This is a genomic window from Segatella copri, from assembly GCF_026015465.1.
GTDB classification, from domain to species: domain Bacteria; phylum Bacteroidota; class Bacteroidia; order Bacteroidales; family Bacteroidaceae; genus Prevotella; species Prevotella copri_E.
Map to the genome: position 1 here is coordinate 598,373 of NZ_JAPDUQ010000001.1, position 15,279 is coordinate 613,651.

General features: G+C 45.3%; 7 protein-coding genes. 1 reads left to right on the forward strand and 6 read right to left on the reverse strand.

Annotated features, from left to right (window positions below; all coding sequences use genetic code 11):
• Positions 1-145 precede the first annotated feature (145 nt).
• Positions 146-1,123, forward strand: coding sequence for an IS982 family transposase (locus ONT08_RS02670; RefSeq protein ID WP_118201933.1), 978 nt, complete (start codon positions 146-148; stop codon positions 1,121-1,123).
• A 24-nt stretch (positions 1,124-1,147) separates the two neighbouring features.
• Here the strand turns inward: ONT08_RS02670 and ONT08_RS02675 are convergent, their stop codons facing one another.
• The 6 genes from ONT08_RS02675 to ONT08_RS02700 all read right to left on the reverse strand — a co-directional run bounded on the left by ONT08_RS02675 (position 1,148) and on the right by ONT08_RS02700 (position 15,155).
• Positions 1,148-3,466 carry a glycoside hydrolase family 3 N-terminal domain-containing protein gene (locus ONT08_RS02675; protein WP_264959182.1) on the reverse strand — a complete coding sequence of 773 codons (2,319 nt, stop codon included), beginning with the start codon at positions 3,464-3,466 and terminating at the stop codon, positions 1,148-1,150.
• Between the two features lie 51 nt (positions 3,467-3,517).
• Positions 3,518-4,504, reverse strand: a complete 987-nt coding sequence (locus ONT08_RS02680) for a hypothetical protein (RefSeq protein ID WP_264959183.1) — start codon at positions 4,502-4,504, stop codon at positions 3,518-3,520.
• Positions 4,505-4,583: 79 nt separating this feature from the next.
• Entirely contained in the window at positions 4,584-6,359 is a 1,776-nt protein-coding gene (locus ONT08_RS02685) for a SusD/RagB family nutrient-binding outer membrane lipoprotein (protein WP_264959184.1), read from the reverse strand.
• 58 nt (positions 6,360-6,417) lie between these two features.
• Complete coding sequence (locus tag ONT08_RS02690) at positions 6,418-9,594, reverse strand: SusC/RagA family TonB-linked outer membrane protein (RefSeq protein ID WP_264959185.1); 3,177 nt, start codon at positions 9,592-9,594, stop codon at positions 6,418-6,420.
• A 28-nt stretch (positions 9,595-9,622) separates the two neighbouring features.
• A complete protein-coding gene (locus tag ONT08_RS02695) occupies positions 9,623-10,843 on the reverse strand; it encodes a glycoside hydrolase family 5 protein (RefSeq protein WP_264959186.1) in 1,221 nt (406 codons plus the stop codon).
• Positions 10,844-11,021: 178 nt separating this feature from the next.
• Complete coding sequence (locus tag ONT08_RS02700; RefSeq protein WP_264959187.1) at positions 11,022-15,155, reverse strand: two-component regulator propeller domain-containing protein; 4,134 nt, start codon at positions 15,153-15,155, stop codon at positions 11,022-11,024.
• Positions 15,156-15,279: the final 124 nt, after the last annotated feature.

The following is a 15,279-nucleotide window of genomic DNA, read 5'->3' on the forward strand; positions in this document are numbered from 1 at the left end:
GGGGATTCTTGTAGATATTTAACTCTTCAGCATTTAACTATGCAAACAAAAAGAGCGCACCACTATTGGCACGCTCTTTTCTTTAAATCATCTTAAATATAACTCATTGGCGGAATTAAAATTCGCCTAAAAATTAGTATCTTTTATGGAGAAAAAGTTGTGCATCTCGCTGATTTTTAGTAACTTTGTGGTGTCAAAACATAAAGTTATAATCTTTCACGCTATGCACAACTTGTATGCAAATTTCGTAAAAATTCTTGAGATATGCAAGAATTTCTCCATAAATTTAGTTAATGAGCTAGGAAATATTCCTCGCCCAGGAGTCGTCCCACGTTTTTCAGACCTCGAAGTTGTTGCTTTGAGCTTAACTGCTGAGCATCTAAGTATCGACAGTGAAAACAACTTGTTCGACAGACTGAAGGAGTATAAGACTGAAATGCCAAACCTGATTTCTCGACGTCAATTTAATGACCGCCGAAAATTCACAGCGGAATTATGCGAGACGATTCGTAAGCGCATTGCATCAAAGATGGATGGCGCAGAAGAATATTTCTGCATTGATTCCAAACCGATAGAGGTATGCCGTTTGTCCAGAGGATTGCGTTGCAAGATGAAAGGAACAGACGTGACAAACTCTCCAGCATTTGGCTATTGTGCCACTCAGAAGATATACTATTATGGATTTAAACTCCACGCAGTCTGTGGGTTAAGTGGAGTTATCCACTCGTATGATTTGAGTCCAGCTAATGTTCATGACATTCATTTTCTTAAAGATGTTAAGTTTCAATTTCATGACTGTTGCATCCTAGGTGATCGTGCTTACCTCAGTGCAGAACTACAGCAAGACCTGTTTTCTTCTGTAGGCATTAAGTTGGAAGTTCCATATCGTCTGAATATGAAGAATTGGAGACCAACATTCAAGCCTTATGCAAAGGCGAGAAAGAGAATCGAGACCAATTTCTCTCAACTTTGTGATCACTTCATGCTCTTCAGAAATTACGCAAAGCAAACACCAGGACTGTTTACCCGAATCATCGGGAAAATTAGCGCATTCACTGTCTTGCAATATATAAATTATGTAAACAATAGACCGATTGGCAGGGTTAAATATGCGCTAAACTAATTCCGCCAACAGGTTAAATATACATTATCTGTTGGCAGTAGGCCACTGATAAGTATCAGTGCAATGGATATCAGCACTCTGGTCGGCAATCATCAATTTGAAGTCGCCTTCCTCCAATCTCCATTTGCCATTCCAACCTACGAAGGCCAAATCGTCTGCCTTTAATTCAAATGTCATGGTCTTGGTCTCACCAGGCTGAAGTTCCACCTTGTCGAAGGCACGGAGACGACGGCCATCAGGCACCATACTAGCGATGAGATCGCTGCTGAACAGGAGGACACTCTCCTTGCCTGCCACCTTTCCCGTATTCTTCACATCCACGCTCACCTTGATGATGTCGCCGTGGCGGAAATCAGACTGAGAAACCTTCAGGTTGCTATATTTGTAAGAGGTGTAGCTCAAACCATATCCGAAGCCCCACTGCTGGGTAATCTTCGCATTGTAGTCGTAAGCACCTTCCATCGTACCCACCTCCTCACTCTTCTTGAAGTCATAGTTGGCGAGCGAATTGATTTCCTTAGGATAGGTGTAAGGCATCTTGCCACTGAAGTTTGACTTGCCCGATACCAGGTTTGCCAAGGCATCGCCGCCCATGTTGCCAGGGATAAGGATGTTGATGATGCCCTGTGCCAATGGTTCGATGTCAGCGATGAGACGAGGACGACCTTCATTCAGCACCAAGATGACAGGCTTGCCTGTCTGAGCCAAAGCCTTGACCAGATTGCGCTGGTTCTCTGAGAGCCAAAGGTCGGTCAGGTTGCCCGGAGTCTCTGTATAAGAGTTCTCGCCAATGCAAGCCACGATGACGTCAGCATCCTTCGCTGCAGCCACTGCCTCCTGAATCTGAGGTTCGTTCTCCTCCCAGTATTTTCCCTTCTCATTATAGGTAACACCCTGGTTCAAGATAACATTCTCCTTGCCATACTCATTACAGAATGCCTCATAGATGGTATTGTACTTGCCGGCAAACTCATCGGCACGATGACCCTGCCAGGTATAGCTCCATCCACCGTCCAGGCAGCGCATCTGATTGGCATTAGGACCCGTAAGGAGAATCTTCTTACCATGCTGCAAAGGAAGGATATTACCCTCGTTCTTCAGGAGCACCATACTCTCGGTAGCTCCCTCCAAGGCGAGCTTGGCAAACTCCTCGCCACCAAACTTAGGATAATTCTTCAGTTTCTGGGTTGGATTCTTGAAGAGGTCGAGACGGTACTTCATGCGAAGCACACGGCGGCAGGCATCGTCGATGCGACTCATCGGAATCTTACCTTCCTTCACCAGTTCTACAAGATAGCCACAAGCATCACAAGAATAAGGTTCCATAATCATGTCGATACCAGCATTGATGGCAATGCGGAGCGCATCCTTCTTGTCCTTTGCCACCATCTCACGAGTATAGAGATTGTTGATGTCTGCCCAGTCGGTGATGAGCACACCATCCCATCCAGTCTCTTCCTTCAGCCATCCTGTCAGGATGTCCTTGTTGGCATGCATCGGCATACCATTGACGGAAGCGGAATTCACCATCACGGTCAAGGCTCCAGCCTGCAGACCCGCCAGGAAAGGAGCGAAGTGCTTCTCTCGCAAATCGGCAGGAGAGATATAGGCTGGCGTACGGTCTTTACCGGTCCAAGGCACACCATAGCCCATGAAGTGCTTCATTGAAGTGGCAATGTGATACTGGTCGATGTTGTTTGGGTCCTCGCCCTGGAAACCATAGACCATCGCCTTGCCCATCTCAGAACTGAGGTAGCAATCCTCGCCAAAGTTCTCCCAGATGCGAGGCCAACGGGCATCACGACCGAGATCAACGGTAGGACTGTAAGTCCAAGGCACGCTCACCGCACGAGTCTCATAAGCGGTAGCCTCAGCCGAACGGCGAGCTATCTCACGATTAAAGGTGGCAGCCACATTGATGTTCTGCGGGAAGAGGGTTCCACCCTGTGTATAAGTAGAACCGTGGTTCTGGTCGAGACCGAAGACACAAGGGATGCCGATGCGCTTCATTGAGATCTTCTGGATTTGTGCGATATACTTCTCCCACTGCTTAGCGGTTGGTGCGCAGGTATTTGGAGCGTTGAGGATTGAGCCAATCTTATAGCGGGAAAGGATAGAATCGGTCTTGTGCTCGTCGATATAGAACACACCATTCTTGTCGTTGGCACCAAAGAGGTCGGTCACCAATTCCATCATCTGACCTATCTTTTCCTCCAAGGTGAGTTTCTTCAGAGTTTGTTCTACCTGAGCCTCAATCTTAGGGTCGCTCTTGATAACCGGAACATTGGCACTGGCTGTATAAGCCAATGCCAACATTGAAATAGATAATAAAATTTTCTTCATAAATTCAAAGGTTTGACGTTTTATGTTAAAAACGGAAATCTTTCTAATATATTATTCAATAGTTACTTTCTTTACGGTATAACCGTCACCCACGAGGAGGAGACCATTCTGCTCTGTCAAGAGTTGGATAGACAAGTCGGTCAGTTCAAACTCCCATTTAGCAGGTCCATTCACCATGATGTCGCCACGCTCTGGGTCGCCCTTACCAGTAAGGATGTTGTTCCACCAAGAGGTAGCAGCGGTACCCTGACCATTTCCATCTACATAGACACGGAGGATGGTGCCAGCCTTCACCTTTGAGAGGAAGGTATCCTTCAAGGCATCGAATGGTGTATCCCATGTCACGGCAAACTCACCTTCCCAGATGGTATTCTCCATAGATGGGCGAGCCTCGGTGGTTACCTTGATGGTACCGCCAGAGAACTGGTTGCCCTCACCATCTACCAAAGTGATATCATAGTCACCATTCTCCAAACCTGTAGGAGCTTTGAGCTTCAAGGCTGTGCCCTCTTCGAGAACCTCGAAGGCTACTTCCTTGCCACCTACCATTACTTTAGTAACTGTACCGAGATTCTTGCACTTATGGATAGTGGTCTCAGCACCTGGAGCTACCCAAAGCTCGACGGCATTGGTACCGAGAGCTGGGTCGTCGGCAGCTGGAGTCACTACCACATTGAGGGTGCGAGAAGTGGTCTTGCCCTTGGTGGTGGTTGCCACAATCTTCAGTTCATGATTACCTACAGGCAAAGGCTGGTCGATAGTAGTACCTTCGGCAATCTGAGTGCCGTCGAGCAACCATGTCACAGTGGTGTAGTGAACTGGAGTCACCTTGATTTCCAACTTATAATTAGTCTTGCGGTCTATCTTGGAATCAGCCAAGTCGGTGTTCAAGATACGTGGATTGTCATCTTCGCTGGCAGTGAAGTATGGTTCATCGTCAGAAGAGCAAGAAGACAAGGTAGATGTACCAGCCAGTGCGAAACCCACGGCTAAGAGCATCATCATAGCCTTCAAGACTTTTCCCTTATATTGTTTCATTGTCTTATTCATAATTATTTATTCTATTCTATTGTCCTATAAGACTTAACATTTAACATTTAACACTTAACATTAAACACTACTTGCTATATCCCTTTCCGAATGGAGGATTGAAGTCTGGCTGAAGGTTTACATCAGCCTTGTCCCACCAGAGGCGCTTGTGCCAATTGTCGGTACCACCCATGCGGTCGATGGCAGCCTTGTAGTTGGCATTGTTGTACTGAGCTTCCAACTCAGGATACTGCAAGCGGACAGGCATTGACCAATCGGAATCCGTATAAGTGAAACCATCCTTGGTCAAGAGATCACGATTCAAGATGGCAGGATAGTCAGAGCGGCGCAAGTTAGCCCAACCCTCAGAAGGGTTCATCATGTGGAGAATCCAAGCCTGGGTGTTGATGGTCTCCTTAGGATTGTCACCCAACGGATTGTTAGCAATGAACTCATTGATCTCATCCTCAGAAATCTTGTTGGACGTGAGATAATAGTTGTTGAGCAACTCCATGCTGGCACGAACACCAGCCTCGTAGTGACTTTCTGCATCACCACCACCTACATTCCAACCCTTGGTTGCAGCCTCAGCCTTGAGAAACTCAACCTCAGCATAGCTCATCAAGTCGCCAGGGCAAGAAGGCATCTCGAAGTCGATGTTCAGGCAAGGACGACTAGCTCGGGCTATATAATCAGAGTTGGCATAAGTGTTCTCGTCTATCTCTGCATACTTCTTCAAAGTAGGAAGGTCATCCAACGTAGCTGGATTCATCCAGTCTATGTACCAGGCTGCACCAGGGTTGCAAGGCTCCTCACCGAGGTTCTTGCTCTGGAAATAAGCCAGGAAATCATCGGTCAAGTCGATGTTCTGCTCCTTATCTGGCTTCACCTGACTACGCTTGATATTGTAGTAGTGACGGCAGATGCGATAGAGACGAGGGTCGTTGGTATTCTGCAACTGATAGAACAAGGTAGAGCATACCATGGTAGGCGATGTGGCATCCTGACCATAGAGAATCTCTCCCAAGGCATTGGTACGGAAATCGTAATCGTTGGCTCCATCATAATAGGTAAATGGAGCATCAGCATACTTGATATAAGCATCATCTGCTGCACTGGCGATAGCACCGGCAGCCACAGCCTTCTCAAACTCCTCCTTTGCCTTCTGTGGATTAACATCGGAAATGCGCATGGCATAGCGCATACGGAGTGCATTGGCATACTTCTTCCACTTAGCTACATCACCCCCCATGCTGGTGACATCACCAGAAATGTGGTCGGTACCTGTGCCAAGCTGCTTCTCGCAAGCGTCAAGTTCATCGAAGAACCAGCTGTAGAGTTCCTCTACGGTATCATACTTAGGGGTGGAGATACCTGAGATATAACCCAGACCTGCCTCCGAACAAGGCACGTCACCGTAGGTATCTGCCAAAACTGCCGTGAGATAGACACGATGGATACGAAGTACCGCATTCAAGTTTGCCTTGTCAGCAGAATTGTGGATGGCATCCACAAGGTTCTTGATACTGATTTCATAATAGCGGTCCCAAACTCGACGGGACATATCATCTTCTCTGAAATTAGAACCAGCGTAATTGGTTACATTCCAACCACCAGCAAAATACTGTGGAAAACCAGATATATAGTTACGGTAGGTATCCATCAGACTGAAGTCACCGTAAGTCTGCAACAAAGCTGTTGTCAACTGTGCGTTAGGGTCGAGCTCGTTCACCTTGGTCTTGTCGGTATTGATGTTGCTCAAGGTATCATCAGAGCAAGAAGTCATCGCAGTGCCGGTTGCCATCAGGGCGAAAGCCATCATCAGGCTGCTCTTACCTATATATTTCTTGATTATATTGTTCATTTTCTTACCTTATTATATATTAGAACTCTTCTAAAGAAATTGATTCATATTTTCGAGACTAGAACTTCACGTTCACGTTCAAACCATAACTCTTGCGAGATGGCAGGGAACCATATTCCAGACCGAGACCTGAGGTGTTGTAGCTGGAGTCTGGGTCGATGTTAGGAATGTTCTTCCAAACAATGAATGGGTTACGAGCCACGAAGGATACGGTCAAGCCCTTGACATACTTGCCCAGGATGCTCTCTGGGAAGGTATAGCCGAAAGTAATCTCACGACACTTCACGTAAGAATTGTCGTAAACGAAGGCACTCTGCACGCCATTTGCCACATGCTTCCAGTAATCTTCAGGGTTCACGGCGATGTCGTTCTTGCGATAAGTACCGTCGCCATTGTCGATGACACCCTCTACGACAAATCCCTTGCAGTTACCTGCTTCACGCCATGCGGCAAGGTCCATACCCGAAGCCTTGCGAGCCTCCTCGGAAGTGTACCACTCCTCACGGCCTGCCAATGTTCCCTTTGCCTTACCTGTCTGGTATGCAGAACGCATGGACATAGAGTAGATGTCGGCACCTACCTTCACATCGAAGGATGCAGAGAGGCGGAAGTTCTTGTAGCTGAAGGTTGAGTAGAAACCACCTGTCCAGTCCCAAGTAGAGTTACCGATGGTCTTGACCTTCTGGTCAATCTTTGGAAGACCAGTAGCTGCATCGACAACCACCTGTCCCTTGTCGTTGTAGAGGAAGTCGTGTCCACGGATAGCTCCATAGTTCTCGCCAACCTGAGCACCTACTGATACACCGCACCATGTGGCCTTGGCAAGCTCAAAATAGTCCATGCCATCTACGAGCGACTTCACCTTGTTGGTATTCTTCGAGAAGTTGACACCCAAGTCCCAAGCGAAGTCCTTGATCTGCAAGGCACGGGCATTGAGGGCAATCTCGACACCCTGGTTCTGAATCTCACCGGCATTGATGAGGCGGTAAGCATAGCCAGAGGTGGTGGTTGAAGCCAAACTCAAAATCTGGTTCTTGGAGTTCTGGTTGTAATAGGTGGCATCCAAGCCCAAGCGTCCGTTAAGGAACTTCATCTCCAAACCTACCTCGTAAGAACCTGTCATTGTAGGCTTCAAATCCTTGTTCGGCTGTGTTGAGTTGGCTATCATACCGATGGTATAACCCGAGTAGCTGTACTTGCCCGTGGTATAGTTGAGTGCCAACAGATATGGATCGGTATCGCTACCTACCTTTGCCCAAGATGCGCGAATCTTACCATAATTGATGAACTTCTTGTTCTTGATAAACTCAGAGAAAACCAAACTACCCGATACAGATGGATATACGTATGTATTATTATTTGTAGGGAGCGTAGACGACTTATCGCCACGGAGGGTTCCCTCCAAATAGTAAGTATGCTTGTAGCCAAGGCTTGCGCTGGCATAGAGAGAGCTGATCTGCTTCTTGTACATACTCTCACGAGTGTTCTGTTCCTGATAGTTCATGATGTTCTGGATGCCATTCATCTGCTGGTTGAGACCGACGTTGGTAGTGGTCTTGTTGTTCACCTTGAAGATGTTACCACCAGCGGTAGCGTTGACATCGAAGTCGCCCCATGAGTTGTTGTAGAGGGCAAGTATCTCGGCGTTGAGTGTGCGGTTGTTGAAGATTTGGTCGGTAAGCTTTCCGGCAGGAGTTCCTGGAGTTGTCTTGGCGATGAATTCCTGGAAGTTCATGCTGTTGATGTCGGTACCGATAGTACCCTGCAACTTGAGGTGCTTGTTGATGTTCCAGATTGCCTTACCCGTAAAACGGAACACGTCCTTGTCGGATGTATTGCTGTTCTTATAGAGATCCCAGTATGGGTTCTTGTTATACTGATCGTTACCATTCCAGTTGGAGTAGTTGCCGTCGGCATCCTCATAGTGCTTCAGCCAAGCCTGGTCGTAGGTACCCGCCAGGGTCATGAGGTTCTTACCCACGTTGCTCTGAGAGTCACCAAGGGCAGGACGGTTCTTTACCTTCTCACGAGTATAGTTGGCGGTGAAGTCGAAGTCAACAGGACCAGCTGAGGTATTCACTCGGAGGTTGAAGTTGTCACGACTCATATTGGTATTTGGCAAGATATCCTTATTGCGCATATCGGTAACAGAGAAACGCATACCCGTCTTACCGGAATTAACTGAGAGGATGGCAGAGTTCTGGGTGGTGAAACCTGTGCGGAAGAAATCAGAAGCATTGTTAGGATGCATCATGAATGGACGTTCTTCGCCATCGAAATATTTGAACATGAAGTCATCGGCCTTAGGTCCCCAACTTGAGTTCGTACCAGAAGTGCTGGATGTAGGAAGCTCGCCATTGTAGCCAGCACCATATATCTCCTGGATGTCGTCCCATTTAGCCAACTGGGTATCGATAGTATAAGAACCATTGTACTCCACGGAAATTCTATCCTTCTCCGCCTTCTTGGTCGTAATCAAGATAACACCATGAGAAGCACGGCTACCATAGAGGGCAGAGGCAGCAGGACCTTTCAATACGGTCATCGTCTCGATGTCATCAGGATTGATGGCAGAGATACCATCACCGAGGTCATAACCACCAGCTTCACCAGCACTGCCAAAGTTGGTATTATCCAAAGGCACACCATCCACCACGTAAAGAGGCTGGTTATTGCCTGCCATTTCTGTATTACCACGAAGAAGCACGCGGGTAGAACCAGAAGCACCGCCAGCGGTGTTCTGCACAACGAGACCAGCCACCTTACCTGAAAGAGAGTTGATGACGTTGGTTTCCTTCGCCTTGGTAAGTTCCTCACCTTTAACCTCCTCCAAGCCATAGCCCAAAGCCTTGCGGTCGCGCTTGATACCAAGGGCGGTAACAACGACCTCATTCAAGGCCTTACCATCCTCTTGCATCGTGATTTTCATGCCATTAGCAGCTTTCACGGTCATTGTCTTGTAACCGATGTAGCTCACTTCGAGCGTTGCTCCAGGCTTGCAGTTCAACGTAAAGTTACCATCTATATCGGTAACGGCACCGTTGGTTGTACCAGCCACCTTCACGCTAGCGCCAATCAAGGTTTCGCCAGTGGCATCCACCACTGTACCCTTGATGCCTTGGTTCTGCTGAACGCTCATCGCTGCATTGTTCATCTGGGCAGCGAGAATGGCAGAAGCAGGCATCCACATCAAACCTGCACCGAGCAGGCCGAGAAACATAGTTTTCTTTCTCATAATTGATATTTTTGTTTTTAGTTTAACATTATTCTTTCCCAAAGATTCCTTCGAGAATCCAAGGAGCATTCACCTTCATACTCTTGAAACGGTCGAAGATGCCATACTTCTCAGAGCCGTTGCCGAAGTGGTTATTGTCCCAAACGAAAGTAGAGAAGCCTCGTTTGCGAGCCTCCGTAGTCAAGAACTTACAGTAGTAGGTCATGTTTTCATGCACTTTCTCTGAGTTTGACTTATAGTGATCGGTTACTCCCCACTCTCCTATTACGATACCCAGTCCTTTGTTGCTCCAGGTATTCACCGCCTTATCGAAGAAATCCGTCATGGTCTTCTCGTTTTCTGCAGGTATCTTGCCAGCATCCTTGTAGGCATCACCCCAGTAATCGTAGGTGCAATCGCCGGCGTAGCTCCATGGCTGATAGTAATGGAATTCCACACTCATATAGTTGTTGCCATTGCCTTCGGCATCCTTCGGAATGATGAAATCTCCATTCTCTATGCCAAACCATGGGTTACAAACGTAAGTCTGTAAGATGAGGTGGCGCTTGGCATTGTTGCCGCCTGTGGCACGAACCATATCCACGAATATCTGATTGTAAGCATTCTGCACTTCGAGGTTCTCGGCAGTAGGTTTGCCCCAGTTGTCCCTGATGTGAACCTCATTGGTACCGGCGAAAGCCAAGCGACTGTCATAATTGGCAAACTCAGAGGCGATATTCATCCAGAGGAGCGCAAGCTTCTGGCAGTTTTCTTCCTTATATTGATAAGTAGGACGACCTTCGAGCCATTTTTCATGATGCACATTGATGATAACCTTCAAACCGTTGTCAAGGCACCAGCCCACCACCTCCTTGATGCGAGCAATCCAAGCCTTGTCGATGCTCATCGCCTGAGCGTTGGTAATGTGGCACTGCCAACGGATTGGAATACGGATGGCATTGAAACCTGCCTTCTTCACGGCTTGTATCATCTTCTTGGTAACAACGGGATTGCCCCAGGCTGTCTCTGCATGGATAGAACCATCAGGGTTGCCGATCTGCATCGACTCACCATCCTGTCCAGGAGCTGAGCACTCGAATGCGTTGCCAAGATTCCACCCCACAACATCTTTATTCCATTGCTGGGCAGTAGGTATGGATTCGCCTACACCTTCAGAACTGCCGGATGAGGGCAACGTACTTGCTTCGCATGAGAGACATGTGAAGACGCCTATTAAAAAGAGGCTAAATTTCAAAAAGTTCCTTTTCATTTTTATGTTTATATTGTTATTGTTTCGTTTTTTAAATAACTGTTTAACTTACGTAACAGAATCTGGTTGCAAAGATAAAGAAAAGGAACTTCCAGAGGGTTAGATAACAAACAAAAAAGGTTTCAATTCAGACATAACGTCTAAACAGAAACCTTTTCTTTGAATTTAAAACTCTAATTTACAGATACTTACTCGGAGAAACCCCAAAGTGCTTTTTAAATACAGTACTAAAGTACTTCACATTTACAAAACCGGCTTTCACAGATACATCCAGCACACTATCCCCCTGTTTCAGGAAGATTGCAGCCTGCTCCAGACGTATCAAACGCATAAAATCCTGCGGACTTTGGCCCGTAAGAGTCTTCAGCCTACCATAGAAAAGCGTTCTGCTCATCGCCATCTCTCTACAGAGTCGGTCGATATTAAAGTCTGTGTCGCTCAGATGAGTCAACACCAAACGGGTAGCTTTATCTACAAAAGCCTGGTCTTGCGGATCCAGAACAGCTTCTGCCACATTTTCGAATGTCTGGCCTTGCTTATTCAAGACAGTATCATCCTTTTTCTCTTCAGAAACTCCAGTAGGTTCCAAGTGTTCATAGGATGAATCAGAGCCCACAATCTGCTCGGAAGAAGCAGACTCAGAAGCAACCTCTCCTCTAACAAGAGCAAGGCTTCTGTCCATATAATACTGACTCAACCGGCGACGATTCTTCAAAATACTGGCAACCTTACTCGCAAGAATAGCAGTATCGAATGGCTTGGCTATATAGTCATCAGCACCAAGTCCGAGTCCCTCTATCATAAAGTCACGACCAGCCTTAGCAGTCAGCAGGATAACAGGCAGCCATGATGTTTCCTTATTTTCCTTGATGCTGCGACAGAACTCATCTCCGTGCATTCCCGGCATCATGACATCTGAAACAACGATATCACATACCCCGCCCTCTTTCAAATATTTCAAGGCAGCCTCTGCACTCTCCACATCAACTACTTGATAAGAATCACCAAAAGTCATTCTGATATATTTGCGAAGATCTTCATTGTCATCGACAAAAAGAAGTGTATCCGTTGAAACATCAGCATCCTGCAGAACCGCAGAAGACACAGTCTGGCAAGTTTCATCATGCTTATCTTCAGCTAAAGAAGATTCAGTTGCAACATTTTTCTTTTCTCCAACAAGCCGGACAGAAGAATCTGTTACATTACCTAATGGCATCTTCACACAGAAAGTAGTACCCTTTCCTTCCTCACTTACGAAACTGAGCTTTCCTCCTAATTTCTCTACAAGCTTTCGTGTAAGCATCAGTCCTAATCCACTTCCCATTTCCAGAGAATTTATCGCATTAGAAGCCCTGAAGAAGGTCTTGAAGATACTCTTAATTTCGGCCTTTGGAATACCTATACCTGTATCACATACATGAATCATAGCCATCTTGCCTTCAACAGAAGCCGACAACGTAACCTTTCCACCTTGAGGTGTATATTTGATAGCATTCGAGAGAAGATTTTCCAATATCAGATCCATCATTTTGACATCTGAATGAATCTGTTGCTGCGGACACGTTTCAATACACAGTTGAATATGCTTCTCCTGAGCTGCCAATACAAACTTTTCCAACTGCACACGTAAAAGCATCGGCAATTCTATATCTTGCAGGCGAACCTGTTCGGCAGACTGCTCTACCTTTTGGAAGTCAAGCAATTCTGTAACCATCTTCAACAGTTTGTTGCCGTTGCGATGCGCCATATCCAAGAATCCACGACTTTTCTCACTCAAGCTGGAATCATTAGCCAGATTATCAAGAGGAGCCAACACGAGACTCAAAGGAGTACGTATGTTATGGGCAGTATTAACGAAGAAATTGATTTTCTCATCATAATACTTTCGCTGTAAGCGCTCTTTGTAATACTGCCAGACAAAATATAAGATGGCAGCAAAAATACAGAGATAGATAATCCATGCCCACCAGGTATTCCACCAAGGCTGGGCTATATGAATCTCCAAAGTTGTTTCTCCCAATTCTCTACCATTACTTCTGCAGATAGCCTTTACATGAAGCACATAGCTGCCCGAAGGCAAATTTACAAATCGTACCAACTGATTAGAAGATGGTTTACTCCAATTACGGTCGTATCCTTCCAAATAATATTGATATTGAATATCATACTGGTATTGATAATTGATACTCTCGAAAGAAACAACCAGCGTATTCTCATTATGGCTAAGTTTCAATTTGCCTTCCTTCAACATTTCAAAGAGACATTCATTCCAGTGATCGGAACGTTCGACACCTTCAACCTCAACACTATGAATACGAAGTGGAGCGGCATAATTCAAACCTTTGGCAAACATAGGAGTCAAAGCGACAACTCCATCGTTGCTGCCAAAAAGCACCCTGCCATCTGAAGTACACGCAACAGACATTCGGTTATACTCACGTTCCATTCCCTTAAAGATGTTGAGGTTTACTATCTTCCCCTGTTTCATGAACGCCAATCCTTTATCCGTACTGATCCACAAATTGCCATTAATACCTTTTATAAGTCCATAAACAGTATTAGAAGGCAAAGCGTCCTGATTAGTATAACGCTTAAACTTCTTTGTCAGGAAATCATAATCATAGAGTCCTCCTCCATCCGTTCCAATCCAGATATGACGGGAATCCTGAAAAGCCATACTGTTGACAAACAAATTAATGTCTTTTTCGGGATACTGTTCAGGATAAAAGAAACGACGAGGATGCAAAGGTTCACGCTTATCAATCAAATAGCCTCCATGCGAAGTTCCTACAGCAATAAAACGCTTATCCGGTGATTCCGTGATGCATTGCACTTCGTTGACAGGCAGATAGAATACCGACTTTCCCGTTCCATTCAAATTATATTTATCTGAAGGGAAACAAGCCATATCTCCATCCAAACATCCCACCCAAATATTACCATCGCTATCAGTAAAAAGACTGAATACGTAATCACTCTTCAACATTCCTGTTTCCACAGAATAAGCAGGCATACTAGTGCCATCAGCATGAACCTGATATACACCGTTACCATAGGTACCAACCAGAATTCTGCCGTCTACAGTCTGACAAATCGTAAGCGCCACCTTATTATATAATCCATGATGCCAAAGACGAGTCTGCGCATCATAGACACTTACTCCTTTATCTGTGGCATACCATATTTTCCCATCACGGCTTTGGAAAACATCGTTCACACAATTATCTATCAGTGATTGATTGTTGAGATATTCATGTGTGATATATTCCAATGTATGTTTCATCGATATTGCCAAATCTACTCCTCCCGAGTAAGAGCCTGTCCATAAATCGCCGAAACGATCGCAGCACAAGGTATATAATCCATTACCATTCAGTACGTTACCCGGACGTCCATCTGTATCAAGCAAGAGTTTGGTTTGTTTGTTCGAACTGTCATAAGCATATATTCCAGCTCCATCTACAGCCATCAGAAGAGTCTGCTTATCATATAAAATGATTGAACGTACGGGAATTTTAGGAATGTTTTGCAAAGATTGGAAATCAGCAGATGTTATCAGCTTCCAAGTACGATCATCCATCACTTTAACTCCTTCGTGAAAAGTACCCAGCCAGATACGATGTCCCACAATATCATGATAAGAGGATACTACAGAACTGCCACTAATCTTCTTTTCTAACTTCCGGGCAGGCATCGAATAGCAATAAACATCTTTAAATGTTCCTATCAAGAGTTTCTCACCTATAAATTGGATATGATTAATATAGGTATTTTTCAATACAAACCTACCCTTAGCTGTCTCCCGAACTATCTCCTTTCCATCAGTAGCTGCTGATAAGCAATAAATGCCTCTATCCATAGCTAGCCAGAAATTACCCTTTTCGTCTACCAACAGTTCGTTCAATACGATACTTCCACCTAAAATATTCTGAAGATTACATTTCAAGACAAATGCATCTTTCCTCTTATCATATATATACACCTTTCCCTTGTTGTCGTAGGCGTAAATCAGATGTTGCGCATCCTTAGTCAGTTTAATACTTCTACCACTAGCATCACTATACGGCATCTCTGTGTATAAAGTATAATTGGTTACCTGTTGCCCATTATATCGGTCAACTCCACGCTTAGTACTTATCCACATGGCACCATCCTCTGCCTCGACAATAGAATAAACTCGAGGGCAGGAAAGACCATTGTCAGTATTGAGATTGGAAAGCATGAACATATTTCTGGAAATATGCGCATATGCCTGAAGAGCCGATGCCAACAGCAGCAATATAATCAGAGTGCAGGATTTATATCGTTTCATAATTCATTCATTGATCTTATTTGGAGACAAAGATAATACAAAAAAATGAAAAACAAATAGAATAATGAGATAAAATGAAAAAAATCTATTATCTTTGCAAGATATTTATATAAAGATATAGACT

Excerpts from the sequence above, each read along its gene's own strand:
- ONT08_RS02670 (WP_118201933.1), top strand. The coding sequence starts at position 146 with ATGGAGAAAAAGTTGTGCATCTCGCTGATTTTTAGTAACTTTGTGGTG.
- ONT08_RS02675 (WP_264959182.1), bottom strand. The coding sequence starts at position 3,466 with ATGAAGAAAATTTTATTATCTATTTCAATGTTGGCATTGGCTTATACA.
- ONT08_RS02680 (WP_264959183.1), bottom strand. The coding sequence starts at position 4,504 with ATGAAACAATATAAGGGAAAAGTCTTGAAGGCTATGATGATGCTCTTA.
- ONT08_RS02685 (WP_264959184.1), bottom strand. The coding sequence starts at position 6,359 with ATGAACAATATAATCAAGAAATATATAGGTAAGAGCAGCCTGATGATG.
- ONT08_RS02690 (WP_264959185.1), bottom strand. The coding sequence starts at position 9,594 with ATGAGAAAGAAAACTATGTTTCTCGGCCTGCTCGGTGCAGGTTTGATG.
- ONT08_RS02695 (WP_264959186.1), bottom strand. The coding sequence starts at position 10,843 with ATGAAAAGGAACTTTTTGAAATTTAGCCTCTTTTTAATAGGCGTCTTC.
- ONT08_RS02700 (WP_264959187.1), bottom strand. The coding sequence starts at position 15,155 with ATGAAACGATATAAATCCTGCACTCTGATTATATTGCTGCTGTTGGCA.